Source organism: Salinicola sp. MIT1003, assembly GCF_001858555.1.
Classification (GTDB): Bacteria; Pseudomonadota; Gammaproteobacteria; order Pseudomonadales; family Halomonadaceae; genus Salinicola; species Salinicola salarius.
The window spans coordinates 41,373-68,311 of record NZ_MCAP01000009.1; the positions used below are offsets into that span (position 1 = coordinate 41,373).

A 26,939-nucleotide genomic window follows, 5' to 3' on the forward strand; every position below is an offset into this window, starting at 1 on the left:
TCCGGGAGCTACGGATGTTCGGTAACGGCGGCGGCGAGCCCTCAGGCGGCGCCAGGTCCCGCGAGGTCTCCCCCCGGGACATGGCTATCCAGTATCTGGCCCGGCGCGAGTACTCTCGCGCCGAGCTGGTGAGCCGGCTGAGCGCCAAAGGCGTCGACGGCGACGATATCCATCGCGTGCTGGGTGATCTGGCCGATGAAGGTCTGCAGTCCGATGCACGCTTTGCCGAAATCTTCGTGCGCTCGCGTATCGCGCGGGGGCAGGGGCCGGTCAGGATTCGCGTCGACATGGGCCAGCGCGGCATCGCCGAATCGCTGATGATGTTGGCTCTTGAGGCGGAGTCCCCCGATTGGCGGAGCCTGGCTTGCGAAGCACTGGCCAAGCGTTTCGACGGCCCTGGCGCAACGCCACGGGAACGCGCCAAGCGCGAGCGCTTTCTGGCCGGGCGCGGCTTCGAATTCGATCAGGTTCGCCACGCCATGAGGCATGCCTGGAACGACGGAGCGTGATCTTCGGTTCCTGAAGTTCGGCCTTCTGGATCTCTTTCGCGGGGTCGCTCACAGCCTCGTGCCACTGGTTCAAAGCGGCACGATATCTCGAACGTTCCACCGCTTCTCTTCCCGCATCTGCTCTCCTCCCCACGCCATCTTCGGATGCCTCGTCTTCCGGTTTCCCGTCAGGCCGGCGAACCGTCTCCGGTACGTCTGATATCGCTTTTCCCGGCGAAACGCATCCGGTTTCTTCGGCGACTGGCAGCGAAGAGGCCGAGTTGTCGAATCCCGCCGACAGTGGCGTCGCACTCGACAGACTATCGGCCCTCCACGTTATACTAATGCGCTTTGCGATGGCCGGAGAGGTGTTGATAGCGCCTTTCCGTTGCCGGATTTTGCGTCGCCACGTGGTCTGCTAGCCGCCGTGGACGCGCCTATCGCCACGGATTGTTTATGAAAAGTGCAGATATCAGACAGGCTTTCCTGAGCTTCTTCGAGGAGCGCGGACACACCATCGTGCCTTCCGCCTCCCTGGTGCCGGAAAACGACCCGACGCTTCTCTTCACCAACGCTGGCATGGTGCCGTTCAAGGATGTGTTCCTTGGTCGGGATCCGCGTCCTTACGTGCGTGCCACGTCGGCACAGCGCTGCGTGCGCGCCGGCGGCAAGCACAACGACCTGGACAACGTCGGCTACACTGCCCGCCATCACACCTTCTTCGAGATGATGGGCAACTTCAGCTTCGGCGACTATTTCAAGGCCGATGCCATCCGTTATGCCTGGACGTTCATCACCGAAGTGCTGGGTTTGCCCCAGGACAAGCTCTGGGTCACCGTCCATATCAGCGACGATGAAGCGGCCAGAATCTGGATCGAAGACATCGGCGTCGATCCGGCGCGTCTGTCGCGTCTGGACGAAGACAACTTCTGGCAGATGGGCGACACCGGCCCTTGCGGACCCTGCTCGGAAATCTTCTACGATCACGGTCCCGAAGTCTGGGGTGGCCCGCCGGGCAGCCCGGAAGAGGACGGCGATCGCTATATCGAAGTGTGGAACCTGGTTTTCATGCAGTTCGACCGTGACGCCTCCGGCAAGATGACGCCGCTACCCAAGCCGTCGATCGATACCGGCATGGGCCTGGAGCGCATGGCGGCGGTGATGCAGGGCGTGCACTCCAACTACGAAATCGATCTGTTCCGGAACCTGTTGAAGGCCGCGGCCGAGCTGACCGGCCACGGCGATATCAAGACGCCTTCGCTGCGCGTCATCGCCGACCATATCCGCTCCTGCGCCTTCCTGATCGTCGACGGCGTGCTGCCGTCCAACGAAGGGCGCGGCTACGTGCTGCGTCGCATCATTCGCCGTGCGATACGCCATGGTCACAAGCTGGGCGCCAGCGAGCCGTTCTTCCACAAGCTGGTCGCGGCGCTGGATGCCGAGATGGGCGAGGCCTATCCCGAACTCCATCAGGCTCGCGATCAGATCGAACGCGTGCTGCTAAAGGAAGAGCAGCAGTTTGCGCGTACCCTCGATCACGGCATGGGGCTGCTCGAAGAGGCGCTTTCCGCGCTGGAAGGCAATGTCCTGGCGGGCGAGACGATCTTCAAGCTCTACGATACCTACGGCTTCCCCTACGACCTGACCGCGGACGTCTGCCGCGAGCGTGGTGTCACGCTCGACGAGGCCGGCTTCGAGCGTGAGCTGGAGGCGCAGCGTCAGCGCGCGCGGGCCGCCAGCCAGTTCGGCGGCGACTACGGTGCCGCGCTCGAACTCGAAGGCAGCACCGAGTTTACCGGTTACGACCGTCTCGAGGATTCGTCGACGGTAACGGCGATCGTCGATGAAGAGGGCAATGCCCTCGACGCGCTCGAGGCGGGCCAGAAGGGCGTCGTGGTGCTGGATCGCACGCCGTTTTACGGCGAGTCCGGCGGCCAGGTGGGGGATACCGGCTATCTGCAGGCCGGTGGCGGCCGTTTCCAGGTCACCGATACCCGCAAGCAGGCCGGACATCATCTCCACGAAGGCATCATGATCGACGGCCGTTTGGCCGTGGGCGAGGTACTCACGCCCCAGGTGGACGCCACGCTGCGTCAGGCCACCATGCGCAACCATTCGGCCACTCACCTGCTTCACGAGGCGCTGCGCCTGACGCTCGGCGACCACGTGCAGCAGAAGGGCTCGCTGGTCAGCGCCGAGCGGCTGCGTTTCGATTTCAGCCATTTCGAACCGGTCACGCCGGAACAGCTGGCGCAGATCGAGCGTATCGTCAATGCTCAGGTGCTGGCCAACGCGCCGACGCAGACCGAATTGATGACGCTCGACGAGGCCAAGGCCAAAGGGGCCCGCGCGCTGTTCGAAGCCAAGTACTTGGATAGCGTGCGCGTACTGACGATCGGCAGCGACGACTTCTCGATCGAGCTCTGCGGCGGCACGCATGTGGCGCGCAGCGGCGATATCGGGCCTTTCCATATCGTCTCGGAGTCGGGCACGGCCGCTGGGGTGCGCCGCATCGAGGCGGTCACCGGCGAGGGCGCTCTGGCCTGGTTCGATGCCCAGTCGCGGGAGCTCAATGCGGTCGGCGAACGGCTGAAAGCCAAGCCGGAGCAGGTCGTGGAACGCCTGGATGCCGTGCTCGAGCGTCAACGCTCGCTGGAAAAGGAGCTCGAGCGACTCAAGGCCAAGCTGGCGAGCGCGGCAGGCAACGACCTGCTGGCCGAAGCACAGGACGTTGCCGGGGTTCGGGTACTGGCAACGCAGGTCGAGGGAATCTCGGGCAAGGAGCTGCGGAGCCTGCACGATCAACTCAAGCAGAAGCTGGGCTCGGGAGTCCTGGTGCTGGCGACGGCTCAGGATGGCAAGGTCAGCCTGATTGCCGGCGTGACCGACGACCTGACCGCCAAGGTCAAGGCCGGCGAGCTGGTCAATCACGTCGCTGCGCAGGTGGGCGGCAAGGGCGGCGGGCGAGCCGACATGGCGCAGGCCGGCGGTAGCGATCCGGCCCAGTTGCCGGCTGCGTTGAAAGCTGTGCAAGACTGGGTTGCCGCGAAGCTGGGCTGAGCGCAGCCGAGCTAAATGCATTCACGGCCGGCGCCAGCGCCGGCCGACAACGCTAGGGAGCGATAAGCAGACTCATGGCGCTATACGTACAAAAGTTTGGAGGTACATCGGTCGGCTCGGTCGAGCGGATCAAGGCGGTAGCCGAGAAGGTCAAGCGGGACCGCGACGCGGGGCATCAGGTCGTGGTTGTGGTGTCGGCAATGAGCGGCGAGACCAACCGGCTCATCGAACTGGCCAGCCAGATCAACGAGGACCCGACGCCTCGCGAGATGGACATGCTGGTCTCGACCGGGGAGCAGGTCACCATTTCGCTGCTGGCCATGGCCTTGCATCAGCTGGGCGTGCCGGCGACCTCCTATACCGGTGCTCAGGTAGGAATCCGTACCGACAGCGCGCACACCAAGGCGCGGATCCAGCGCATCGAGACCGATGAGATTCAGGACGATCTGAACGATGGTCAGGTCGTCGTCGTCGCGGGTTTCCAGGGCGTCGACGAGGAAGGCAACATCACCACGCTGGGGCGCGGCGGTTCGGACACGACCGGTGTCGCCCTGGCCGCGGCCCTGAATGCCGATGAGTGCCAGATCTACACTGACGTCGACGGCGTCTACACCACGGACCCCCGTGTCTGCTCCAAGGCTCAGCGCCTGGAGAAGATTACGGTCGAGGAGATGCTGGAACTCGCCAGCCTGGGCTCCAAGGTGTTGCAGATCCGCGCCGTGGAGTTCGCCGGCAAATACAACGTACCGTTACGCGTGCTTTCGAGTTTCGAGGAAGGACCGGGCACGCTGATCGTGGCAGACGAGGAATTCGAATCGATGGAAGAACCGCTCATTTCCGGTATCGCCTTCACGGCGAACGAAGCCAAGCTGACCCTGCTCAATACTCCTGATGTGCCCGGCGTGGCCTCGCGCATCCTGGGGCCGATCGCCGATGCCAATATCGAAGTCGACATGATCGTGCAGAACGTGGCCCCGGCTGGCGACTACACCGATTTCACCTTCACCGTGGCCAAGGGCGACTACAAGCAGACCATGCGGATTCTGCAGAATGACGTCATCCCGGCGCTCGGCGGAGGGGAGCTGCGTGGTGACGAAAACATCGCCAAGGTCTCGCTGGTCGGTGTCGGCATGCGTTCTCACGCTGGCGTCGCGTCCAGGATGTTCCGGGTGCTCTCCGAAGAGAACATCAACATCCGCATGGTATCGACATCCGAGATCAAGATCTCCGTGGTGATCGACGAAAAGGCAATGGAACTTGCCGTGCGCGCATTGCACACCGCTTTTGGCCTCGATAAAGACAGTATTCAGAGCGAATAGCTGAATAACACCTTCAACAATGTCTCAGGCGTTCTACGCTAAGGGTGAGTTGGAAGGAAGTGAAAGGAACATGCGTTCTTTCAACGTTGCCGCGGGTTTGCATGGAACGGCGTCATTGGCCTGAAGGCTCGTATGACGCATAATCGCTTCTCGGGTAAATGAAAGGCCTGTCTGACAGGAGGCCCGAGAGCGTGACCCGAGAATGGAAGAAGGTCCTGAGAAGGAGATCAGATAATGCTCATCCTGACCCGTCGCGTGGGAGAGACTCTCATGATCGGCGACGACATTACCGTCACGGTTCTGGGAGTGAAAGGGAATCAGGTGCGTATCGGCGTGAATGCGCCCAAGGATGTGGCCGTCCACCGTGAAGAGATCTATCAGCGCATTCAGCGCGAGAAATCCGAAAACGAAGACGGCGATCCTGGCGCGTGAGTGCTGGATAGGCGCTTTGGTTCCGTCTGGGCTGGTGAAGTCGTCCCCTTTATCGGCTCGGGCTACCCCTGAAGACCTTCTTCGTCCACAGGTATCAGCCTTCTATACTTGGCTTTCTGGTAACTTCTTCATCCTCTAAGGTTTTTTTCGAAAAAAGTTTGTCTGTTGGCTGGACAACACTCATCGGAATCGGTAATCTACGCGCCGTGCTGATCGGGGAGAGGTGGCCGAGTGGCTGAAGGCGCTCCCCTGCTAAGGGAGTATAGGGTTTATAGCCCTATCGAGGGTTCGAATCCCTCCCTCTCCGCCATTTCCGGGAAATCGGAAACCGCGATCAACACAGTGTGAAGAAAGACAGTGTAAAAGAAGTTAGTGGATCAAGCGCCCGTAGCTCAGCTGGATAGAGTACCTGACTACGAATCAGGTGGTCGGAGGTTCGAATCCTCCCGGGCGCGCCACTCACTGAAGTCGGGTAAACCGACATTGCTGCTTCACAAGATTTCAAGCGCCCGTAGCTCAGCTGGATAGAGTACCTGACTACGAATCAGGTGGTCGGAGGTTCGAATCCTCCCGGGCGCGCCACTCACTGAAGTCGGGTAAACCGACATTGCTGCTTCACAAGATATCAAGCGCCCGTAGCTCAGCTGGATAGAGTACCTGACTACGAATCAGGTGGTCGGAGGTTCGAATCCTCCCGGGCGCGCCATATAGACGAAAACCCCCGCACTCATGTTCTCATACAGGGTGCGGGGGTTTTTGTTTGTCGGGTATTTGATCGGCGGTATCTGGCCGATCGCGGCCGAACGCCGCCGGGGCTTCGGCGCGCCGGCCACATATGGCGGTTTAGCCGGCTGGAGACGGTGAGGACGCTTTCTAGGCGAGCGCTGTCGAGGTGTCGCTAGTCGATGGCGGAGCCGGCTCGGAGGCGTTCAGGCCCGCGAGGAAGGCATCCAGTGCTGTCTCCCGGCGCAATGCCATGAAGCGCGTCGCCGCCTCCGTATCTCGGCCGCGCATGATGTTCAGCCACTGCTTCAACAGTGACACGATCACCTTCTCCGGCATTCCCGCGCTTCGTTTTGCCTCGGCATAGCGGTTCAGCATGGCGCTACGTACCGACCACGGCGTAGCGGGCAGGCGCTCGCCGCCCGAGATCTGCCAATGACGGATACGCCGTGCCAGCCAGGGGTCTGCCAGCATGCCGCGGCCCAGCATCACATCACGGCAGCCCGAGAGCGTGCGCGCCTTCCAGTAATCCTCCAGCGACCAGATATCGCCATTGGCCACCACCGGCACGCTCACGGCGGTTCGAATCCGGGCTATCCATTCCCAGTGAGCCGGCGGGCGATAGCCCTCGCGTCGCGTTCGGGCGTGAACGACCAGCTCGTCCGCACCGCCGGCTTCGGCCGCTTGCGCGCAGGCCAGGGCCAATTGCTTGTCATCGAAGCCGAGGCGCAGCTTGGCATTGACCGAAACGCCGAATCGCTTCCCGACATCCGATACCGCCGCGACGGCAGCGTAGACGCGCGCTGGCGTACGCAGCAGCGACGCACCGCCATCGTGACGGTTGACGGTCTTGGCCGGGCAGCCGAAGTTGAGATCGAGCCGCGTCGCCCCCTGTGCGATCGCCTGTTCGGCATTGGCCGCCAGTGCCTGCGGATCTGAGCCGAGCAACTGCAGCGTGACGGGCGTGGCCGAGGGCGTGATCGGCCCGCACGAACCTGCTGTCGCCAGCTCGGGGCAGTGGCGCAGAAACACCCTCGGCGGCAATTTCGCATCGACGACCCGCACGAATTCGGTGACACACCAGTCCAGCGCGCCGTCCTCGCTCAACAGCGCACGGGTGTCGGCATCGATGACACCCTCCATTGGCGCCAGACCGATTCGGCCTGTCGCCGAGGCGGCTCGGGAAAACGGCGTTTCGCCACGAAAATTGAGCGTGTCGCCACGAAAAGTGGCCGTATCTGGATAGGGGAAAGGCTGTGCCATGCGACCTCCGATGATCGGTCGCCATGTTAGGGCCTATTGCCGTTTCATGCACGGCCGCGCTGAACCGGCATCAGGCCCTGGCACATCTCTCGCTGAGCGCGAATGAAAAGATGAACGGATGAGCGGTACGCCCAGTGCGGGAGTACCGCTCGCTTCTGTCAGGCGCGGGCGGCGGCTCGTTGCTGGAGGATGCGTCGGGCGGTAAACGCCACCGACAGCACGGCCAGAATCAGGAGCCCGGCCGAAATCGGCCGCGTGAAGAACAGCGTCCAGTCCTCGTCGGCCATCAGTGCGCGACGCAGATTGGTCTCGGCGATCGGCCCGAGAATGACGCCGAGCACCAGCGGCGCCAGCGGATAATCGAGCTTGGCCAGCAGATAGCCCACCAGGCCGACGCCGATCAGCAGGTAGAGGTCGGTAACCCGGTTGTTCAGCGCCAGCGCGCCGACTGCGCAGCAGACCAGTACCACCGGTACGATGATCGACTTGGGAATCTCGGTGATCCGCAGAAACCAGCGCATGCTGATCAGACAGAAGGCCAGCACCATGCCGGCGGCCAGGAACATCGCCAGAAACATGCCATAGACCAGGTCGGCGTTGTCCATGATGAGTCTGGGGCCCACGCTGACACCTTGAACCATCAAGGCTGCCATGAGTACCGCATCGACGGCGCTGCCGGGAATGCCCAGCGCGATCATCGGGATCAGACCGCCGCCGGCCGTCGCGGAATTCCCGGATTCGGAGGCCACCACGCCGTCGGCTATGCCGGTACCGAAGCGTTCCGGTGTCTTCGAGGCGCGTTTGGCCTGATCGTAAGCGATCAGATTGGCGATACTGCCACCGGCGCCAGGTACGGCACCGATGACCACGCCCAGCATCGAAGAGCGCAATAGATTCACCGGACGGCTCAGCACTTCACGCATCACCGCGAAGGGGTGAAATCGTATCTTGCCGCCCACCAGCGCTTTTCCCTGATGGAGTTCTTCGGGATTCTCGACTTCGCTGGCGAGTTGGCTGACCGCGAAGATGCCGATCAGCACTACCAGGAACGGAATACCGGCAGCCAGCACGTCGACACCGAAGGTGAAGCGGGGAACGCCCATCATCGGATCCTGGCCCACGGTCGCGATGAAAAGTCCCAGCAGGCTCATCATCAACCCCTTGAGGATCGATTTGCCCACCAGGCTCGCCACCACGGTGACCGCGAACAGAATGAGCGAGAAGTACTCCCAGGGGCCGAGTTTGACCGCGATCATCGCCAGCGGCGGGGCGGCGACGATCAGCACCACGGCACTGACCAGGGCGCCGAAGAACGAGGCCCAGATACCCAGCGCCAGCGCCCGTCCTGGCTCACCCTTGCGCGCCATCGGGTAGGCATCGAAGGTAGTCGCGACGGCGGAAGGGGTGCCGGGAATGCCCAGCAGGGCGGCACTGATCAACCCGCCCGAGCCACCGCCGACATACACGGCAAGCATGGTGGCCACGCCCTGAAGCGGCGACATGGTAAAAGTCACCGGCAGTGTCAGCACGATCGCCATGGTAATCGTGAAACCGGGAATGGCGGCGGCCACGACACCTGCCACGACGCCAATCATCATGCTGACGAGGGTCGCCAGCGAAAACAGTTGTTCGACGCTGCTGAGCAGCGCATCTGTCATCGGCATGGAAAGCTCTCTTGATCCCGTTGATCTTGTTCGATTCGGATCGGCAGTTCCGGGCGATCGACCCGGGGTTACCGGCTTCGGATTACCACAGGCGTCCCGGAGGTAGCGAAATCAGGAACACTTGGCTGAACAGCAAGTGCAGGCCAAGACCGAAGACGACGGCGATGATCGCGGCGATCAACAATCGGCGGCCGCGACGAGCCCCCAGAATGAACTGGACCGCGAGCAGGAACAGCAACGACGCCAGAGCGAATCCGATCCACGGCATGAGCAGTGCGTAAACGGAAAATGCCGCCAGCGTCGCGAAGGCCAGGCGTCGCTGCAGGAACCACTGTCTTGCACCGACGCTCGCCGATCGGTCAGTGTTGCGCAGCGCCGTCATCGACTGCACCACGATCGCCAGGTTGAAGATCACCAGCGCCCCGAGAACCAATCGCGGGAACGAGCCGGCACCCAGCGGTTCCCACATCGATGATGGCAAGTCGCCGGCCTGCACGAACAGCCCGAGGAATAGCGCGGCCAGGGCGATGTTGAAAATAACGTTGGCGAGCGCCTTGCCGCGCTCGCTGCTGGCCTCCCGCGCAGGGCGGGAGACCATCTCGGCGTTATCGTTCATCTTGCCAGCGTTCATCTTGCCAACTTTCCAGAGAGGCGCTTGATCGTTGCGTCGACGTCAGAGAGATAGTCGGCGTAGGCCTGAGGCCCCATGAAGTCGACCTCGGCGCCGGTGTTATTGACCCGCTTGATGAACTCGGGATCTTTGGACATCGCTTCGAAGCCCTGAGCCAGCGTCTCTACCTTGGCCGGGTCGATCCCCTTGGGAGCAACGATGCCGCGGTTGATGCTCAGGTTGAGATTGTCGTAGCCGAGTTCCTTGAAGGTCGGTACGTCGGGCGTCTGCTTGAGGCGCTCCTTGCTGCCGACGGCCAGGAAGCGCAGATCCCCATTCTTGACGAACTCCAGACTCGACGAGATATCACCGATCGAGGCGTTGATATGGCCGCCGACCAGCGCGCGAATGCGAGCGCCGGTCCCCTCGAAGCCGACGTATCGGAACTGTGCCCCGATGGCGTCCTCGATCATCGCCGCGTGCACGTGAGGAATGCCGCCGAGCGTGGCGCCAACGCGAATCTCGCCCGGGTGCGCTTTGGCATATTCGGCGAAATCCTCGAAGGTCTTCCAGTCGCTGTCGGCATTGACCACCAGATACTGGGGCGATGAGGCCAGCGAGGCGATCGGCTGGAAGTCGTCCCAGTTGAGCTGAGTCAGGCCGGTGGCGTTGGAGGCCATCAGCCCTTCATGGATCTGGCCCACGGTGTAGCCGTCGGGATCTTTCTGCGCCAGCTCCTTGAGGCCGATGGTGCCGCTGACGCCAGGCATGTTGATCACCGGCATCGGCTGGCCGAGATCTTTCGGCGCAGCGTTGGAAATGATGCGCATCAGGGCATCGCTGCCGCCGCCGGGTGACCAGGGCACGATGAACTCGATGGCATGGTCGGGATAGTCGTCGGCTTGTGCGAGCTGGCTGGTCGCCAGTCCGGTCGCGCCGAGTCCCAGCGTCAGAGAGGCGATCGCGCCACTGGAGGCGAGCATTCGGCCCAGCTTGCCCTGGGCGGCATTACGGAGTACGTCGTAGAACATGAGTTGTCCTTGTTTGGCTTGTAGATTTTGACGTCGTATCGAATTTTTCCGTTAACTTTCTTCGCTTCTTGTATTGCTGCTTGTCGAGGACGCAAGCGCTCGCGCTTCGGCCTCTACCCGAGCAGTAGCCCTCCATAGATCAGTCCCAGAAGAACGGCCCACACCGGATGGAGCTTGAGACGCCAGAGCATCACCACGGCGATCGCGCCGATGATGACGGTGTGAATCCAGCCGGAGTCACTGACGCCTTCGTTGAGGAACGACCAGGTGAGATAGCCCATCAGTACCATGATCACCGGTCTGACCCACTGGCTCATCGACTTGACCTTGATCGAATCCCGGTAGCGATACAGGGTCCCCAGCGCTACCAGCATCAGGATCAGTGAAGGGGCAACGGTGGCGAACGTGGCCACCAGTCCGCCGCCGATGCCGGCCACGTCATAGCCGATATAGCCGGCCATTTTTGTAGCGATGGGGCTGGGCAGGGTATTGCCCAGCGCCAGCGTCTCGGCGAACTGCTGGGAAGTCATCCAGCCATAGCGGCCAACGACTTCGTTCTCGACCAGCGGAATGATCGCCGGCCCGCCGCCATAGCCGATGATGTTGGGAATGAAGAAGGCGACGAAGAGATCCCAGTAGATCATGACTTCGTCTCCCCGCTGCGCTTGCGCCACCGTTCCGGTCGCAGCAGTGCGGCAATGAGGATCGCGCCAATCACCAGGCCTGGATGAATGCCGAGTCCATAGATCAGGCCGCCGGCAATCGCCCCCATGATCAGGGTCGCGATCCAGCCGAGCACGATGCGGGATTTCTGGAAGAAGTCCCAGGTGAGCTGGGCCATCATCACCATGACCACCGGAATGACGCCTTCGCTCATGCCCTGGATCCAGCGCTGATCGCGGTAACGGGTGAACAGCCCCAGCAGTACCACCATCGCCACGATGCACGGCACGATGACCGCCAGAACGGCATTGAGGCAGCCGACCACGCCGCCGACCCGATAACCGATGGTGCCGGCCATCTTGGTGGCGATGGGGCCGGGCAGGGTGTTGCCGATGGCCAGCACGTCGCCGAACTCCTCATCGTTCATCCACTGATAGCGAGTGACCGCCTCGGCGCGAACCAGCGGAATCATCGACGGCCCGCCGCCGAATCCGAGCAGGCCGATGCGCAGGAACGCCACGAACAGATGACGCTGGGTTGTCAAAGACGAAGACATGGATCAGAACACCGCGATGCTGGAGTCGGTGCGCGGCTCGGTGCCGCCGCAATAAACCCCGCTTCGAGGGTCGCGCAGGATGATCTGGCCGCGGCCATAGGCGGTACTGTCCACGGCCATGGTCATCTGGTGGCCGCGTGCCGCCATCTCGCGGATCACGTGAAGCGGATAGCCGGGTTCGATGCCGATCTTGCGTCCACCCATCCACTGCCAGCGTGGCGCATCCAGCGCCGCCTGCGGATTGAGATCGAAGTCGACCAGATTCATGACGACCTGCATGTGTCCCTGGGGCTGCATGAAGCCGCCCATGACGCCGAACGGGCCGAGCGCGGTATCGCCCCGAGTCAGGAAGCCCGGGATGATGGTATGGAAAGTGCGCTTGCCGGGCGCCAGCACGTTGACATGATCCGCCTCGAGGCTGAAGCCGTGGCCCCGGTTCTGCAGCGAGATACCGGTTTCGGGCACCACGACGCCGGAGCCGAAGCCGTGATAGTTGCTCTGGATATAGGAGACCATGTTGCCATCGCTGTCGGCGGTCGCCAGATAGACCGTACCGCCGGCCTGCGGCTGGCCGGGTTCGGGGTCGATGGCATTCTCGCCGATCAGGCGGCGGCGGGTATCGGCATACTCGTCGCTGAGCAGCGAAGCGACGCTCGTGCGCATGTACTCGGCCTGGGTGATGTGATGGTGGCCATCGGTGTAGGCCAGCTTCATCGCTTCCAGCTGACGATGCAGCAACTGCGGGTCGTCGCGGACCGTGACATCGAACCCTTCCATCATGCGCAGGGCCATCAACGCGACCATGCCCTGACCGTTGGGCGGAATTTCCCAGACGTCATAGCCCCGGTAGTTGACCGAGATCGGCTCGACCCATTCGGGGCGATAATCCGCAAGGTCGTCGGCGCGAAGGTAGCCGCCCGTCGCTTGCGAGAACGCATCGATCTTCTGCGCCAGTTCGCCGCGGTAGAAGCTTTCGCAGCGGCTCTCGGCCAGAGCTTCGAGGGTTCTGGCCTGAGCTTCGTTGCGATGGAGTTCACCAGGGCGAGGCGCATGCCCTTCGGGTGCGAAGGCCTCCAGCCACGTCGCAATGGCAGGATCGCTTGCCTTGGCACGAAATTCGATTTCGGCGCGTTGCCAGAGCTGGCTGATCACCGGCGAAACCGGGAAGCCTTCCCGGGCGATGCGGATCGCCGGCGCCAGCAGGGTGGCGAAATCCAGCTTGCCGTACTGCTTCGACAGCTCGGCCCAGGCAGCAGGAATGCCGGGGACGGTGACCGGCGTCCAGCCGTGCAGCGGCATCTCGTCGTGGCCGGCGGCCTTGACGGCTTCCGGCGTCAGCCGCTTCGGCGCGTGGCCGCTGGCGTTGAGACCGTGGAGCTTGCCATGGCCGTCGTTGCCTTCTGCAATCCAGACCAGGGCAAAGGCATCACCGCCGATTCCATTGCCGCTGGGTTCGACCACGGTCAGCACCGCTGCCGTCGCGATGGCGGCATCGATGGCATTGCCGCCCTGGGCCAGCATGTCTCGCCCGGCCTGGCTGGCCTGGGGCTGCGATGCCGCGACCATGCCGCGATCGGCATAGGTGGCGCTACGGCGAGAGGGATAAGGATTGTTGTGGTCGAAAGTGAGGGACATGGCGTTTCTCGATTATTTTGAGCCGATTCATCGTAAGGCGCATCGCTGAATGCGAAGGTCATACGGTAAATTGATGTTAATCGTTTATGATGTAAAAAATCGATTTTTTACTATGGCGTCGAATTCTTGTGCAGGTCAAGACCTGAGTCGGCAAGATAGTGAGTTTCTGTCACTGGATCGGAAGGTCAGCACTTATGAGAGCTGAAGCACCCACCGCCAACACGACGGCCAGCCAGCTGTACACGGCCTTGAAGCGCGATTTGATCGATGGGCGTTTCGCCGCCGGGCAGAAGCTGGCGATCACCACGCTCAAGCAACGTTACCGGGTCGGGCTCAGCCCGCTGCGCGAGGCGCTCAATCGATTGGCTGCCTATGGCCTGTTGGTGCAGGAAAACCAGCGTGGCTTCCGGGTTCCCGCATTGACGCGTGCCGAGCTGGACGACATCGCCGAACTGAGGCAGCGTTTCGAAGGGCAGGCGCTGGCGCAGGCGCTCGAGGCGGGCGACGATGAATGGGAAGCCGGCCTGCTGGCGGCGTTTCACCGTCTCAAGCGGGCCGACGAGACGCCGGATCAGCTGGAGCACTGGGAGCAGATGCATCTGCAGTTCCATCGTCATCTGCTGGAGCCCTGCGGTTCACCCTGGCTGTTGCGTTTCATCGAACAGTTGCACGACCAGTTCGATCGCTACCGGCGCATGGCGCCGGCCAACAATGCGGTGCGAGAGACACTCAACGACCAGCACGGCCAACTGGTCGATCTGGCCATGGCGCGCGATACCGCCGCGGCGCGAGCGCTGCTCGAAGAGCACATACGGCTCTCCTACGAAGTGGCGCAGGGGGCTTGCCAAGAAAACGAGACGAGCGAAGGGAAAGGCGGGGCGACAGGGAAAGGCGGAGCGACAGGGAAAGGCGGAGCGACAGGAAAAGCATGACGATGATCACAACGGCGTGATCAGAGCTGCACGAGTGCTCCTTTCAGGCGCCGCTCCAGCACGGCCAGCGAAATGCTGTCATCGGCCGGCCACTCCAGTAGCAGACGCGCCCCCTGGCTATCGTAGTCGGCGCTGACCACCGGGATGTCGTGCTCCGCCAGCCAGCGGCGGGCTTCCGCTTCGTTGCTGAAATCGACCTGGATCGTCACGTCGCGACGCTCGGTGAATTCGCGCCGGGGCAGGGTATCGAGTGCCTTGAGCACGGCCTGGGTGTAGGCGCGCACCAGCCCTCCGGTTCCCAGCTTGGTACCGCCGAAGTAGCGCGTCACCACCGCACCGATCTGCCCCAGTCCGCTGCCTTCCAGCGCCTGAAACATGGGGCGTCCGGCGGTGCCGCCCGGCTCGCCGTCATCCGAAAAGCCGATCGCGATCTGCTCGCCGGGCGCGCCGGCAATGAAGGCGGAACAGTGGTGGCTGGCATCGGGATAGGTCGAACGCGCGTCGTTCAGCAGCGTGTCGAAGGCGGCGTTGTCGGGTGCGTGACAGAGCCAGCAGATGAAACGGCTCTTCTCGATCTCGACGGTATTGGCGTGTCGCGCACGCGGAGCAAGATCGGGAATCGGGTAGCGCATGGAGATCTCTTGGCTGACTCGGCTCAAGCCTTTCGCTCGGCCTGGAAGATTTTCGCCCGGCCTGGAAGACTTGGGGCGATTCCGGGGAATCAGGCCACCTGGGGTGGGTTGCGCATCACGCCCATGACCAGGCCGAGTACCTGCACATCCTCGTTCTTCAGGTAGATAGGCGGCATGCTGTCGTTGGCGGGCTGCAGGCGGACACCAGATTTCTCAATGAACAGCTTCTTCAGTGTCACTTCCTGATTGTTGATCAGGACTACCGCCGTTTCGCCGTTTTCGGCCGACTCATAGCGCTCGATGATGATGACATCGCCATCGAAGATGTTGCTGTCGATCATCGAGTCGCCGCGGACGCGTAGCGCATAGGTGTTTCGACGGACCAGCTTCGCGGGGACATGAACCGTGGCGTCGTCGAGGCAGGCTTCCATCGGCAGCCCGGCGGCGACCTGCCCGAGCAGGGGAATCTCGACCAGATCGGTGGCATCGATGGGTTCCCAGTTGCCGTCGATCAGCGGCAGGTTCGGCTGGCGCTGCAGATAGCTCGGTGCGGCGTTTGTCATCGTCTTCTCCCGAGGTGGTGTCGACATCATAGCAAGGCAAACGGCATCGGCAAGTCGGCCCGGTGTGAGCGGTAGTCGTTCGCCTTCGCCATGGCGGCATTGCTCGGCGGGCGGCTGGATGGCGTCGAGATCGATGGCGCCAGGACATTGACGCTGGATATCGACCACACGGTGCCTTAGGCTCTGCCGAAACCGGCGATGGCGGGCTACCGACCGGGTAGTTCGCCATCGCCATATCGGTTCAGGAGCTCGATTCCCTGCATGCGTCTCAAGTCCATCAAGCTGGCCGGCTTCAAGTCGTTCGTCGATCCGGTCACGGTGCCGTTCGACAGCAACATGACCGCCATCGTCGGACCCAACGGCTGCGGCAAGTCCAACGTCATCGATGCCGTGCGCTGGGTCATGGGCGAGTCCTCCGCCAAGACCCTGCGCGGCGAGTCGATGACAGACGTCATCTTCAACGGTTCCACCGGCCGTTCTCCCGTCGGCCAGGCCTCCATCGAGCTGATCTTCGACAATCGCGACGGCGATCTCGGCGGTGCCTATGCCGGCTACAACGAGATCGCGGTCAAGCGCCAGGTCACCCGCGAGGCCCAGTCCAGCTATTTCCTCAATGGCCAGAAATGCCGCCGCCGCGATATCGCCGACATTTTCCTGGGCACCGGGCTCGGGCCGCGTTCCTACGCGATCATCGGCCAGGGCATGATTTCCCGGCTGGTCGAGGCGCGGCCGGAAGAGCTGCGCAACACGCTGGAAGAGGCGGCGGGAATCTCCAAGTACAAGGAGCGCCGGCGAGAGACCGAAAACCGCCTGCGGCGCACCCAGGAGAATCTCGAACGTCTCGACGATATCCGCGAAGAGCTCGACAAGCAGCTCGAACGGCTCAAGCGTCAGGCCGAAGCGGCCAAACGCTATCGCACGCTGAAAGAGGAAGAGCACCGCCTGCGGGGAGAGCTTGCGGTACTGCGGGAACGCGCGCTGCGCAGCCAGCAGCGCGAAGAGGAGGCGCGCGTGCGCGACTGCGAGATCCAGGTCGAGCGCGAGATCCTCGGCCAGCGCCAGTGCGAAACCCGGTTGGCGGAAGGCCGAGAGGCCCACGATGCGGTGGCGGCGGAGCTGGAAACGCATCAGGCCGAGTTCTACCAGACCGGCGCCGATATCGCCCGGCTGGAGCAGTCGCTGGAACACGCCCGGCAGCGTGAGCAGCAGCTCGCCGACGATCAGGAGAGCGCCCGACGCGAGCGCGATGCGCTGGCGCAACTGGTCGAGCAGGACGAGGCGCGCCGTGCGGAACTCGACACGCGACTCGAGACGCTGCTGCCCGAAGCCGAGATCGCGGATGAATCGCTGCTGACGCTGGAGTTGCAACTGGAAGAGGCCGAGGCCCGGGCCGACGAGCACCGGCAACAGTGGGAAGCGTTCAGCGAGCGGGACCGGGACGCTCATCACCGGGCCGAGCGTGAGCAGGAGACGATCCGGCGTCTCGAACGCCAGCTCGAAGAGGCGGCCCGCCAACTGGAGCGGCGCCGGCAGCAGCGATCCGAACTGCCGGATGTCGGTGATCTGGAGGCGGAAAGAGACGCGCTCCGGGAAGCCCTGGCAATGCTGGACGAACGGCAGCAGGCGCTGGAGATTCGTCGCGAAACGCATCGGCAGTCCCGCGAGCGGGCTCGGCAAAGCCAGGCCGAGGCGCAGGCGGCAAGGGACGGCGAACGCGAGCGTCGACATCGCTGCCAGGGAGAGATTGCCTCGCTGGAGGCGCTGATCGATGCGGCGCTCAACGATGACGACGCCAGTCTGGCCGAACAGCTCGGCGATCACCCGCTGGGCAACGCGCCGCGAGTCGCCGAGCGTCTTCAGGTGACGGCGGGCTGGGAGCGCACCGTGGCCTGGGTGCTCGCGCCGTGGCTCAAGGCGCGTCTGGCGGATCCGGGAGCAGTACGTGAACCGCTGAATTCACTGACCAGCGGAGAACTGCCGGTGGTGTCGGAACAGGCACCGGAGGCCGCGCCTTCCCGATCGCTGGGCGCCCGGGTCGAGGGCGCCGGCGCGCTGTCGACGCTGCTGTCGGCGATCCATTGCGTCGAGGATCCGGAAGCGGCCTGGCAGATGGCCGCCGACCTTCCCGCGGGGCAGAGCGTGATCACGCAGGATGGCCTGTGGCTAGGGCGGGGCTGGGCCCGGCGTCTCGGCCGGGACGACGCCAACGCGGATAGCGTCCTGCTGCAGCGACAGCGCCGCGATGCCCTGATCGAGGAAATCGCGACGCTCGACGCCACGCTGGCCGAGCATGAAACAGGGATCGCTCGCTGGCAGGCCGAACTCGAGGCCAGCGAAGCGGCGCTGGAATCCTTGCGACAGGACGAACGCGAAATCGCCCAGCAGCGTCAGGCGCAGTCGACCCGGCTGGCGACGCTGGAAAGTCGTCTCGAACATGTCGCCTCGCGGCTGCAGGAGTTCGATGCCGAGCAGGCCCACGGACAGGAGCGACACGCGGAGCAGGAGCTGGAACTGGAGAACGCGCGGGAGCGCTGGCAGCAGGCGCTCGATCAGGTCGAGGCCAACAGCGCCGAGCGCGACGCGCTGCAAGCGGCCCGCGAACAGAGCCAGTCGCGGCTCGCGGAGCTGCGTCAGCAACAGCAGCAGACCCGCCAGACCCAGCAGCAACTGGCGCTCGAACGTCAGCGTCTCGAGGCCCAGCGCGGCGAACTTCGACAGCAGGCCGAGCGCAGTGGGGAGCAGCTGTCGCGACTCGACGAACGCGTCGAACTGCTGCGGGAACAGCTGGAAACCTTGCGCGAACCCGACGACGATCAGCGTGAACGGCTGGCGCAATTACTCGAGACGCGATCCCGACAGGAGGCCACGCTCAACCGCTGCCGGGATCGCGCCAACCAGATCGGCGAAACGCTGCGCCAGACCGAGATAGAGCGTCAGCAGCACGAGCGCAACCTGGAAGGGCTCCGCCAGCGGTTGCAGGAAGGCCGGATGCAGGTGCAGGCGTTGACGCTCAAGGCGGATGCGCAACAGGAGACGTTGGCGGAGCAGCAGCAGGACGCCCGACACTTACAGGAAAATCTCGATCCCAATGCCACGGAATCCGCCTGGCAGACCCGTCTGGAAGAGACCGGCGAACGCATTCGGCGGCTCGGCGCCATCAACCTGGCGGCTATCGAGGAGTACGAGCAGCAGGCCGAGCGCCGCGATTATCTCGAAGCCCAGCACGCCGAGCTGAGCGAAGCGATCGAAACGCTGGAGCGCGCGATCAAGCGTATCGATCAAGAGACACGCACCCGTTTCAAGCAGACTTTCGAAGAAGTGAACCAGGGCCTGATGGCACTTTTTCCCCGAGTCTTCGGCGGCGGGACTGCATGGTTGACGCTCACGGGAGAGGATTTGCTGGAAACGGGCGTGGCTATCATGGCGCGCCCTCCAGGCAAGAAAAACAGCACCATTCATTTGCTGTCCGGCGGCGAAAAAGCGTTGACGGCGCTGTCGCTGGTGTTTGCCATCTTCCAGCTCAATCCGGCCCCTTTCTGCATGCTCGACGAAGTCGACGCGCCGCTCGACGATGCGAACGTGGGGCGCTATGCGAAACTGGTCAAGGAAATGTCAGAGAGCGTGCAATTCATCTTCATCACGCATAACAAGATTGCCATGGAGGCGGCAGAGCGTTTGATGGGCGTGACGATGCAGGAGCCGGGGGTGTCACGCCTGGTATCGGTGGGCGTGGAAGAAGCGGCATCGATGGCGGATACATCCTGATACTGGCGAAAATAGCCAAACCGGCTTACGGCGTAATAGGATATCGCGCACGGGATGAATTGAAGGGTGATTGCTGGTGGGCAAAACTTCGCTTGACAAAGAAAAAAAGTGGCCCATTTTTGACAAATCACGCTATGCTAGTGCGGACATGCATGAGCATGTTGTCCTCTTCCAGCATAGTGGCACCGCGAACAGGCAAGACGACCCATGGAACTAAGAGAGTGGCTGATCATCCTGGGGCTGGTTTTGGTGGCGACCATCGTGATCGATGGTTTCCGTCGTCTTCAGCGCCAACGTCGGGTTCCACGCCTCGATCAGACGATCGAAGACAGTGAGATCGACGGCGGATCCGAAAGGGATCCGGAGCAGGCGGCCCGCGAGGCCGAGGTCAACTGGGAATTGCCCAATGGAGGGGCACGTGTCGTACGTCCGGCGACGTTTGAACGCAGCGGCAACGGCTCGGAGCCGATCAGGCCTTCCGAACCCAAGCGGCAGGCGCGAATTCCGAAAGAGGAACTGCAGAGCAGTATCGTCGATCGCCGAACGCGCTCTTCGTTTGCCGACAAGCAGCACAGTGTCGATGTGCAGCAAAAGTTCAAGAATGCCGTTCGTGCCGGTGCCAAGCGTGTCAGTGATTCGGCGCATCGCCTGAGTCACCGACGCGACGATGCCAGACGCGACGATGCCGGCCGTGAACCGGAAGCAGTCAGTCGCGACGCCGAAGCGGCGCGGATTCAGAAAGCTGAACGCCATCAGGAACCGAGTCCGGCGTCTCGGGAGGCCGATGCCGCCGATCACGCCAGCCGCCTGAAGATCACGACGCTGGTGCCGCCGGAAGGTGCGCCAATGGCGTATGACGGTGACCGTGGAGCCGATGAGGTGCAACCGGTCGATCAGTCCGAGCCGACCCTTGCGGAACGCCGTGTCGAACCGGAGATGGCCGAACGGCCCGTCGCGCCAGCCGAGGAGCTCAGCGTGTCGCCACGACACGACGTCGTGACGCCGCATCCGGCGGTGGAGCGCGCCAAGCGTCACCACGTGAGTGCCGCCCGCGCTCGCGAGACCCTGTCGCACGCCGAAGAGATCATCGTCATCAGCGTATTGGCGAGAACCGACGACGGATTCGACGGTGCCGACCTGCTCAACCTGATGCTGGCCTGCGGCCTGCGTTTCAGCGAGATGGGCATTTTCCATCGCTACGAGACCGAAGCCGATGACAGCGAGCTTCAATTCTCGATGGTCAACGTGGTCAAGCCGGGCGTCTTCGATCTCGACAGCATGCAGGAAATCGTGACGCCGGGGGTTTCCTTCCTGATGCCGCTGCCGGGCGCCAACGACACCGCGGCCGCTTTCGAGGCGATGCTGGAAACCGCAATGGTGCTGGTGCGTAACCTCGGTGGCGAACTCAAGGACGAGAATCACAGCGTGATGACCGCCCAGACGATCGAGTTCGCGCGCCAGCGGGTGCAGGAGTTCGAGCGTCGCCATCGGCTGCATCGCTATCAAGCCAATTGAGTTGGCAAAGGCTCGAACCGAGCCGAACTTGACGACGGGGCCCTTCGAGGCCCCGTCGTCGTTTCGGAGCTCGGGCTGGGTCCGGCCCTGGCGTTACGGCAGCCGTCACCGGCTTCCGCTACAATGCGGGTCACTTTGTGCAGCGATCGAATCGAGCGTCATGAGCCAGATCCCCCAAGCGGTCCTCGAACGGGCCGATGCCCTGCGCCAGCAGTTGGACGATGCCAACTACCACTATTACGTCGAAGATCAGCCGCAGATACCGGATATCGAGTACGACAAGCTGCTGCGCGAGCTGCAGTCGCTGGAAGCCGATCATCCCGAACTGGTGACGCCGGACTCGCCGACGCAGCGCGTCGGTGCCTCGCCAGCCGAACGCTTTCGGGAAGTGACGCACGCCGTGCCGATGCTGTCGCTCGATAACGCGTTCAGCACGGAAGAGCTCGAGGCATTCGTCAAGCGTGTCGCCGACAAGCTCGAAAGCGATCCGGAGACGCTGAGTTTCTGCTGCGAACCCAAGCTCGACGGGCTGGCGGTATCGCTGGTCTACGAGAACGGCCGGCTGGTCCAGGGCGCGACGCGCGGCGACGGGCGGACCGGCGAAGACGTCACACTCAACCTGCGTACGCTCCACTCCATTCCCCTCAAGTTGCGCGGCAAGTCGGTGCCGTCGCTGATCGAGGTGCGCGGCGAAGTCTATATGCGCCATTCGGGTTTCGAGGCGATGAACCAGCGCGCGCGGGAGAACGGCGACAAGGTCTTCGCCAACCCGCGCAACGCCGCTGCCGGCAGCCTGCGGCAGCTGGATTCCTCGATCGCCGCCAAACGGCCACTCGAATTCTGCGCCTATCAGGTCGCACGGCTCGAGGGCGACGATAGCGCGCAATCCCATTCGGATTACCTGAAGCGATTGCGCGAGCTGGGCTTTCGCACCAGCCCGCTGCTCGATGTTGTCGAGGGTGCGAGCGGTGTCGTCTCGTTCTGCCGGACGCTGGGCGAGCAGCGCGAGACGCTCGACTACGACATCGACGGCGCCGTGCTGAAGGTCGACAGCCTGCGCGATCAGCGCGAGCTGGGCTTCGTCTCCCGCGCGCCGCGCTGGGCCATCGCCTACAAGTACCCGGCCCAGGAACAGACCACGACGCTCAACGACGTGGCGTTCCAGGTCGGCCGCGTCGGCACGCTGACGCCGGTGGCCAAGCTGGAGCCGGTGCAGGTCGCCGGCGTGACGGTCTCCAATGCCACGCTGCACAACATGGACGAGGTCGAGCGGCTTGGTGTGCGTATCGGCGATACCGTAATCGTGCGGCGAGCCGGCGACGTCATTCCGCAGATCGTCGGTGTCGTCGAGTCGCAGCGCCCGGAGGGGACCCGCGCCATCGAGATGCCGACGGCCTGCCCGGTCTGCGGCTCGCAGATCGAACGACTGGAAGGCGAGGTTGCGGCACGCTGTTCCGGTGGCCTCTACTGCCCGGCGCAGCGCAAGGAGGCATTGAAGCACTTCGCCAGCCGGCGCGCGCTGGATATCGACGGTCTCGGCGAGAAGCTGATCGATCAACTGGTCGAGCGCGACTGGGTCAAGACGCCGGCGGATCTGTTCCGGCTCAGGGCCGAGCGGCTGGCCGAGCTTCCCCGGCTGGCGGAAAAGTCCGCCAACAATCTGGTCAACTCCCTCGAGGCAGCCAAGCACACCACGCTCGCGCGTTTCGTCTACGCCATCGGCATCCGTGAGGTGGGCGAAGCCACGGCGGCCAGCCTGGCGCGCCACTTCGGTACGCTCCAGGCGCTGCGCGAGGCCTCCCTGGAAGCCTTGAAGGCCGTCGACGACGTCGGCCCGGTGGTGGCCCACCATATCCATACGTTCTTCCGACAGGCGCACAATCAGGAGACGCTGGACGATCTGCTGAAGGTGGGCGTGACCTGGGAAGAGGAGGATATCGGCGAACGGCCGCAGCCGCTGGCAGGGCAGACCTGGGTGCTGACCGGCACGCTGGAGGCGATGACCCGTGACGAAGGCAAGGAACGCCTGCAGGCGCTCGGCGCCAAGGTTGCCGGCAGCGTCTCGAAGAAGACCGCCACCGTCGTCGCCGGCCCCGGCGCCGGCAGCAAGCTGGCCAAGGCCGAAGAGCTGGGCGTCGAGGTGATCGACGAAGCCACGTTCATCGAACGGTTGAAGGCATGGGAGGCAGGAACATGAGTGGACGCTTCATCGAAGTCCCGCACCGCATGCTGCCCGCGGAGACGCTGGATGCGCTGCTGGAGACGTTCGTCACGCGGCAGGGATACGACACCACCGATGTCGCGACGGACATGCATGACTGGGTGCGGGATCTCAAGCGACAACTGGAGCGGGGCGAGCTGTTGATCGTTCATGACCTGCAGACCGAGAGCACCGAAGTGATGACCCTGACCCAATGGCGCAGCTTCGGGCGGGACCTGGCCGATGACGAGGAGGAAGGCTAAACGGTGTATCCGTTTTGCCAGGTGACTAATTCGAGCAGCATTTGCTTACCACTGACCGAGCATCAACCGCCCTTTTGCTCATTATTGCGAGGGGCAAGCCCCTCGCGCTCCCCTTTCTTGACGCCCCAGACGGCGAGACCCTGAACGCCAACCGCCCGCGCTCGGGTCGGCGCGAAAGGGCATCCTGCCCAACGCGCCTCTCGCGTCATCCATGACGCGAGACCCGGTGCGGCGATCGTCGTTCAGCGCCGTTCTGGAAGGCGTCATCGGGTGGGGAATTCAAGCGTATCGGTTTATCAGCAAACCAAAACGGCGCCTCCGTTCTTGAGAACGGGGCGCCATTGTCGTTGCGGTCAGAGCCGGTTCAGGTGAAGAATAGCGGCACCACGATGCTCGAGATGAGCAGGATCAGCGCACCACCGAGGCGTGACGAAATCTGCGCGAACGGCATCAGTTGCATGCGCTTGGCAGCGGAGAGCACGGCCACGTCCCCGGTGCCGCCCATGTTGGCCATGCACAGCCCGGCAGTGATCGCGGACTCGATCGGGTAGAAGCCGACCAGCTTGCCGACCAGGCCTGCGCCGAAGGCTGCGCCGGCGACGACGGCAAAGACGATCAGCACGTAGGTGATGGAGATGGCGTCGATCACTTGGCCGAGATCGGTGTAGGCGATGCCGATGCCGAACAGCAGGGCAAAGGTCCAGTTCTTGGCGACGAACTGGAACCACTGCGCCGCGGCGTCGTTGATCGATTCCGGCACGACGTTGGCGATCTTGAGAACGGCGACCAGAATGATCATCAGTGCGTACGGATGCAGCGGAATGAATCCGCCCAGAATCTCGCCGGCGACGAAGAAGGTGAGCGCAGCGACGACGCCGATACCCAGCTTGGAGAGGTCGGGTTTGCTCTCGCGCTCTTCGATTTCCACGCCCGGCATCATCTGGCCGTTGCCGGTCAGGCTCGGCATGCGGTTGGCCAGGCCATTGAGCAGGCCGGCGATGATGATGGCGAAGACGTTACCCAATGCCAGTGCCGGTACCAGAATGGAGATGTAGTAACTGGCCGGCTGACCCAGCAGTTGCTCGTAGATCTGGCTCATCGGTACCGCACCGGCGCCCATGCCGCCGCCCATGATCGGCAGGGCGATGACCACGACCGCGTCCTGCGGCGAGAAGCCCATCACCCAGCCGACGGCGATCGCGAACAGTGCGGCGAACAGCACGGCGCAGATCAACGGCAGGGCATAGCGCGAGCCAACCTTGACCAGCACACGGGAGTCCATGCCCAGAATGCTGCCGGTGATCAGCGCGGCGATGTAGAAGTTGAGGAAGCCGCCGCCCTTCATGAACTGGGTCACGTTGTCGACGACGCCGGTCGGCAGCCACTGGACGTAGACCAGCGCGGCGGCACCGAAGATGGCCAGGATCGCACCGCCGCCGAGATAGCTCTTGACGATCGGCAGCCGATCACCGATGAAGCCCATGAGTTCGCCCAGGATCATCATCACCAGCAGGGCGCCGATCATCCCGGTCGGGATCGTGTCCGTCGCCATGGAAAGGATCAGAATGAGGGTGGCGATGGCGAAAAGCGGTAGGGGAATGCCGAAGATCGGCGTCGACAGCCAGCTGTCTCGACGGCCGGAATCGGCGTGTGCAGTTTGCGTCACGGTTGAAGTCATGGTTGGCTCCCCATGGATTCTCGCCCAAAGGGCGGTAAGCGGGATTCTTGCCCGGTGGGCAGTACGGTGCCGAGGATAGAGACCTCACGGTGTCGACCAAGTTTTAGGAAATTATTAAAGCCTTTATAAACTATTGAAAGAAACGTGCTTGAAGGCTGCACAGGCCTGGTCTGGAGGGTATACCACCATGGTCTAAAGCCATGGCGGTTACCGGCTGGTTACCTCAAGGGGCAGCTGGCGGGTCGGTATCGCAAAGAGGAGTAGTGGAAGATGTCCGAATTGGCTCGACGCGGCGGCAGGCCTTTCGAGATCGGGTCCATGCGCCCGGCTGGTGGGAACGTGGCGTGAAACGGCTACGTCTGAGTGCCCAGATATTCATCCTGGTCGCCAGCATGATCGTGCTGACGCTGGGCGTGGCGCTGTTGTTGTTCAACTACCAGCTGCGCGCCAATCTCGAGGACACCCAGGGCGAGAGGGTGATGGGGCTGGCGACGGTGCTGGCCGACCGCAGTGATATCAAGGCGGCGCTCTCCGCCCGCCCCATCGTCCACGACCCCGATTCCGCCCTGCGTCAGCAGATCGAGAGACTGCGCGAGCGCCTGGGGGTGGATTTCATCACCGTCATGGATCTCGATCATCTACGCCTGACGCATCCCGATCCCGACGAGGTCGGGCGGCACTTCCGGGGTGGCGACGAAGACCCCGCGCTGGCCGGGGAATCCTACGTCTCTCGCTCGGAGGGCACGCTGGGCGTCAGCATTCGCGGATTCTCGCCCGTGCTCGATGCCGGCGGCACGGTCATCGGTGCCGTCTCGACCGGGGTCACGCTCAGCCGTGTCGGCCTGTTGCTGGCCGAGCGGCGCCAGGGTTTGCTGCTGGGTATTTCACTACTGATGCTGATCGGGGCCTCGGGCGCCTGGTGCCTGGCGCGCTATATCAAGCGGATCCTGCTGGGATTCGAGCCGCACCAGATCTCCCAGTGGGTTCGGGAGCGTCAGGCGATGCTCTCCTCGCTGCACGAAGGAGTTCTGGCGATCAATGGCGAGGGAGAGATCACGCTGGTCAATCCGGCGGCCTGCCAATTGCTGGGTTCCTCGGCGGCAGAGGACGGTGCGGGGATTCCGGCCGCGACGCTAAAGGAGCTGTTCGACAGCGGCGTTTCCTCGCTCGACCGCCGGCTGACGCTGAACGGGCGAGCGCTGATCGTCAATCGGGTGCCCATTCGCGGCGAACGCGGCGCCGACGGGAGCGTGGTGACGCTGCGAGATCGCAGCGAAGTGAATCGGCTCGCCGAAGAGCTGACCGGCGTCAGCCGATACGCCCAGGCACTGCGTGCCTCCACCCATGAATTCAAGAACCGGTTGCACGTCATCCTGGGGCTCGTGCAGTTGCGTGATCTGGGGCGCCTGGAGCGTTATCTGCGTGAGCTGGACGACACCCTGATCGCGCCGGCAGCGGCCCGGATCGCCGGGGTCAGGGATCCGGTCCTGGCCGGCTTTCTGCTGGCCAAGGGCAGCGAGGCCAGAGAGCGGCGAGTGGCGTTCGAGATCGATCTGGAAAGCGAGATTCCGGCGCCCGACGAAAGCGAGACCATCCATCTGCTGGTATCGATCATCGGCAATCTGGTGGAGAACGCGTTCGAGGCGGTGGCCGGGCGCGAGGCGCCCCAGGTGAGCCTGACACTGGGCGTCGACGCCGGCGCGCTCTCGCTGCACGTGTCGGACAACGGCAAAGGCATGGCCGAGGATCAGCAGCGGCTCGCCATGGAGCAGGGGGTTTCTTCCAAGGGCGAGGGTCGAGGCTATGGGTTGGCCATGGTCAAGACGCACGTGGAATCGCTCGGTGGCTCGCTGGCTCTCTATTCGACGCTGGGGCGTGGCACGCTGATCGAGGTGACAGTACCCTATGCGATGGCGGTAACGCGGGTAACCGACGGAGTGACGTGAT

20 protein-coding genes and 4 tRNA genes are annotated in these 26,939 nt (G+C 63.4%); 14 read left to right on the top strand and 10 right to left on the bottom strand.

The window, feature by feature from the left end; translation table 11 throughout:
* Window positions 1–14 precede the first annotated feature (14 nt).
* The 8 genes from BC443_RS04455 (at window position 15) to BC443_RS04490 (ending at window position 6,005) form a co-directional block, all read left to right on the top strand.
* Window positions 15–509 (top strand): regulatory protein RecX, encoded by a 495-nt coding sequence (locus tag BC443_RS04455; protein WP_071230652.1) that lies wholly within the window; start codon window positions 15–17, stop codon window positions 507–509.
* Window positions 510–944: 435 nt separating this feature from the next.
* Complete coding sequence (alaS, locus tag BC443_RS04460; RefSeq protein ID WP_071230653.1) at window positions 945–3,548, top strand: alanine--tRNA ligase; 2,604 nt, start codon at window positions 945–947, stop codon at window positions 3,546–3,548.
* Between the two features lie 74 nt (window positions 3,549–3,622).
* The gene (locus BC443_RS04465) at window positions 3,623–4,867 is read left to right on the top strand and encodes an aspartate kinase (protein WP_071230654.1); all 1,245 of its coding nucleotides are present in this window, start codon (window positions 3,623–3,625) and stop codon (window positions 4,865–4,867) included.
* 234 nt (window positions 4,868–5,101) lie between these two features.
* Complete coding sequence (csrA, locus tag BC443_RS04470) at window positions 5,102–5,299, top strand: carbon storage regulator CsrA (RefSeq protein ID WP_071230655.1); 198 nt, start codon at window positions 5,102–5,104, stop codon at window positions 5,297–5,299.
* A gap of 217 nt (window positions 5,300–5,516) precedes the next feature.
* A tRNA-Ser gene (locus BC443_RS04475) sits at window positions 5,517–5,609 on the top strand.
* Window positions 5,610–5,680: 71 nt separating this feature from the next.
* Window positions 5,681–5,757, top strand: a tRNA-Arg gene (locus tag BC443_RS04480).
* Between the two features lie 47 nt (window positions 5,758–5,804).
* A tRNA-Arg gene (locus tag BC443_RS04485) sits at window positions 5,805–5,881 on the top strand.
* Between the two features lie 47 nt (window positions 5,882–5,928).
* Window positions 5,929–6,005: transfer RNA gene (locus BC443_RS04490), tRNA-Arg, on the top strand.
* A gap of 167 nt (window positions 6,006–6,172) precedes the next feature.
* Here the strand turns inward: BC443_RS04490 and BC443_RS04495 are convergent.
* The 7 genes from BC443_RS04495 to BC443_RS04525 all read right to left on the bottom strand — a co-directional run bounded on the left by BC443_RS04495 (window position 6,173) and on the right by BC443_RS04525 (window position 13,444).
* Window positions 6,173–7,165, bottom strand: a complete 993-nt coding sequence (locus BC443_RS04495; RefSeq protein ID WP_071230687.1) for a tRNA-dihydrouridine synthase family protein — start codon at window positions 7,163–7,165, stop codon at window positions 6,173–6,175.
* Window positions 7,166–7,443: 278 nt separating this feature from the next.
* Window positions 7,444–8,949: a tripartite tricarboxylate transporter permease gene (locus tag BC443_RS04500; RefSeq protein ID WP_247643223.1), complete on the bottom strand. Its 1,506-nt coding sequence runs from the start codon at window positions 8,947–8,949 to the stop codon at window positions 7,444–7,446.
* 82 nt (window positions 8,950–9,031) lie between these two features.
* Entirely contained in the window at window positions 9,032–9,580 is a 549-nt protein-coding gene (locus BC443_RS04505) for a tripartite tricarboxylate transporter TctB family protein (protein ID WP_071230656.1), read from the bottom strand.
* Window positions 9,577–10,590, bottom strand: a complete 1,014-nt coding sequence (locus tag BC443_RS04510; RefSeq protein WP_210766247.1) for a tripartite tricarboxylate transporter substrate binding protein — start codon at window positions 10,588–10,590, stop codon at window positions 9,577–9,579. The genes BC443_RS04505 and BC443_RS04510 overlap by 4 nt, the downstream gene beginning before the upstream one ends.
* A gap of 113 nt (window positions 10,591–10,703) precedes the next feature.
* Window positions 10,704–11,234, bottom strand: coding sequence for a chromate transporter (locus BC443_RS04515; RefSeq protein ID WP_071230657.1), 531 nt, complete (start codon window positions 11,232–11,234; stop codon window positions 10,704–10,706).
* Complete coding sequence (locus BC443_RS04520) at window positions 11,231–11,809, bottom strand: chromate transporter (RefSeq protein ID WP_071230658.1); 579 nt, start codon at window positions 11,807–11,809, stop codon at window positions 11,231–11,233. Before BC443_RS04520 ends, BC443_RS04515 begins: the two co-directional genes overlap by 4 nt.
* 3 nt (window positions 11,810–11,812) lie before the next feature.
* Window positions 11,813–13,444: a gamma-glutamyltransferase family protein gene (locus tag BC443_RS04525; protein ID WP_071230659.1), complete on the bottom strand. Its 1,632-nt coding sequence runs from the start codon at window positions 13,442–13,444 to the stop codon at window positions 11,813–11,815.
* 194 nt (window positions 13,445–13,638) lie between these two features.
* On the opposite strand from BC443_RS04525, the gene BC443_RS04530 reads away from it, so the two are divergent.
* Window positions 13,639–14,376, top strand: a complete 738-nt coding sequence (locus BC443_RS04530) for an FCD domain-containing protein (RefSeq protein WP_083387217.1) — start codon at window positions 13,639–13,641, stop codon at window positions 14,374–14,376.
* Between the two features lie 20 nt (window positions 14,377–14,396).
* On the opposite strand, the gene BC443_RS04535 is transcribed toward BC443_RS04530, so the two are convergent.
* Entirely contained in the window at window positions 14,397–15,008 is a 612-nt protein-coding gene (locus tag BC443_RS04535; protein ID WP_071230660.1) for a YigZ family protein, read from the bottom strand.
* A gap of 89 nt (window positions 15,009–15,097) precedes the next feature.
* The gene (locus BC443_RS04540; RefSeq protein ID WP_071230661.1) at window positions 15,098–15,571 is read right to left on the bottom strand and encodes a LexA family transcriptional regulator; all 474 of its coding nucleotides are present in this window, start codon (window positions 15,569–15,571) and stop codon (window positions 15,098–15,100) included.
* 261 nt (window positions 15,572–15,832) lie between these two features.
* Here BC443_RS04540 and smc point away from each other — a divergent pair, with 261 nt between their 5' ends.
* From smc to BC443_RS04560, 4 genes are all read left to right on the top strand, one after another.
* Window positions 15,833–19,336, top strand: coding sequence for a chromosome segregation protein SMC (gene smc / locus BC443_RS04545; RefSeq protein ID WP_071230662.1), 3,504 nt, complete (start codon window positions 15,833–15,835; stop codon window positions 19,334–19,336).
* Window positions 19,337–19,543: 207 nt separating this feature from the next.
* Entirely contained in the window at window positions 19,544–20,851 is a 1,308-nt protein-coding gene (gene zipA / locus BC443_RS04550) for a cell division protein ZipA (protein WP_071230663.1), read from the top strand.
* A 160-nt stretch (window positions 20,852–21,011) separates the two neighbouring features.
* Window positions 21,012–23,048 carry an NAD-dependent DNA ligase LigA gene (gene ligA / locus BC443_RS04555; RefSeq protein WP_071230664.1) on the top strand — a complete coding sequence of 679 codons (2,037 nt, stop codon included), beginning with the start codon at window positions 21,012–21,014 and terminating at the stop codon, window positions 23,046–23,048.
* Window positions 23,045–23,314, top strand: coding sequence for a YheU family protein (locus BC443_RS04560; RefSeq protein WP_071230665.1), 270 nt, complete (start codon window positions 23,045–23,047; stop codon window positions 23,312–23,314). The genes ligA and BC443_RS04560 overlap by 4 nt, the downstream gene beginning before the upstream one ends.
* 364 nt (window positions 23,315–23,678) lie before the next feature.
* On the opposite strand, the gene BC443_RS04565 is transcribed toward BC443_RS04560, so the two are convergent.
* On the bottom strand, window positions 23,679–24,992 hold the full coding sequence (locus BC443_RS04565) for a 2-hydroxycarboxylate transporter family protein (protein ID WP_083387218.1): 1,314 nt from the start codon (window positions 24,990–24,992) through the stop codon (window positions 23,679–23,681).
* A gap of 344 nt (window positions 24,993–25,336) precedes the next feature.
* On the opposite strand from BC443_RS04565, the gene BC443_RS04570 reads away from it, so the two are divergent.
* Window positions 25,337–26,938 (top strand): ATP-binding protein, encoded by a 1,602-nt coding sequence (locus tag BC443_RS04570; protein WP_244179748.1) that lies wholly within the window; start codon window positions 25,337–25,339, stop codon window positions 26,936–26,938.
* Window position 26,939 lies beyond the last annotated feature (1 nt).

Excerpts from the sequence above, each read along its gene's own strand:
- csrA (WP_071230655.1), top strand. The coding sequence starts at position 5,102 with ATGCTCATCCTGACCCGTCGCGTGGGAGAGACTCTCATGATCGGCGAC.
- BC443_RS04525 (WP_071230659.1), bottom strand. The coding sequence starts at position 13,444 with ATGTCCCTCACTTTCGACCACAACAATCCTTATCCCTCTCGCCGTAGC.
- BC443_RS04515 (WP_071230657.1), bottom strand. The coding sequence starts at position 11,234 with ATGATCTACTGGGATCTCTTCGTCGCCTTCTTCATTCCCAACATCATC.
- zipA (WP_071230663.1), top strand. The coding sequence starts at position 19,544 with ATGGAACTAAGAGAGTGGCTGATCATCCTGGGGCTGGTTTTGGTGGCG.
- ligA (WP_071230664.1), top strand. The coding sequence starts at position 21,012 with ATGAGCCAGATCCCCCAAGCGGTCCTCGAACGGGCCGATGCCCTGCGC.
- alaS (WP_071230653.1), top strand. The coding sequence starts at position 945 with ATGAAAAGTGCAGATATCAGACAGGCTTTCCTGAGCTTCTTCGAGGAG.
- BC443_RS04495 (WP_071230687.1), bottom strand. The coding sequence starts at position 7,165 with ATGGAGGGTGTCATCGATGCCGACACCCGTGCGCTGTTGAGCGAGGAC.
- BC443_RS04560 (WP_071230665.1), top strand. The coding sequence starts at position 23,045 with ATGAGTGGACGCTTCATCGAAGTCCCGCACCGCATGCTGCCCGCGGAG.
- BC443_RS04505 (WP_071230656.1), bottom strand. The coding sequence starts at position 9,580 with ATGAACGCTGGCAAGATGAACGATAACGCCGAGATGGTCTCCCGCCCT.
- BC443_RS04565 (WP_083387218.1), bottom strand. The coding sequence starts at position 24,992 with ATGACTTCAACCGTGACGCAAACTGCACACGCCGATTCCGGCCGTCGA.
- BC443_RS04465 (WP_071230654.1), top strand. The coding sequence starts at position 3,623 with ATGGCGCTATACGTACAAAAGTTTGGAGGTACATCGGTCGGCTCGGTC.
- BC443_RS04510 (WP_210766247.1), bottom strand. The coding sequence starts at position 10,590 with ATGTTCTACGACGTACTCCGTAATGCCGCCCAGGGCAAGCTGGGCCGA.
- smc (WP_071230662.1), top strand. The coding sequence starts at position 15,833 with ATGCGTCTCAAGTCCATCAAGCTGGCCGGCTTCAAGTCGTTCGTCGAT.
- BC443_RS04535 (WP_071230660.1), bottom strand. The coding sequence starts at position 15,008 with ATGCGCTACCCGATTCCCGATCTTGCTCCGCGTGCGCGACACGCCAAT.
- BC443_RS04455 (WP_071230652.1), top strand. The coding sequence starts at position 15 with ATGTTCGGTAACGGCGGCGGCGAGCCCTCAGGCGGCGCCAGGTCCCGC.
- BC443_RS04500 (WP_247643223.1), bottom strand. The coding sequence starts at position 8,949 with ATGCCGATGACAGATGCGCTGCTCAGCAGCGTCGAACAACTGTTTTCG.
- BC443_RS04520 (WP_071230658.1), bottom strand. The coding sequence starts at position 11,809 with ATGTCTTCGTCTTTGACAACCCAGCGTCATCTGTTCGTGGCGTTCCTG.
- BC443_RS04530 (WP_083387217.1), top strand. The coding sequence starts at position 13,639 with ATGAGAGCTGAAGCACCCACCGCCAACACGACGGCCAGCCAGCTGTAC.
- BC443_RS04540 (WP_071230661.1), bottom strand. The coding sequence starts at position 15,571 with ATGACAAACGCCGCACCGAGCTATCTGCAGCGCCAGCCGAACCTGCCG.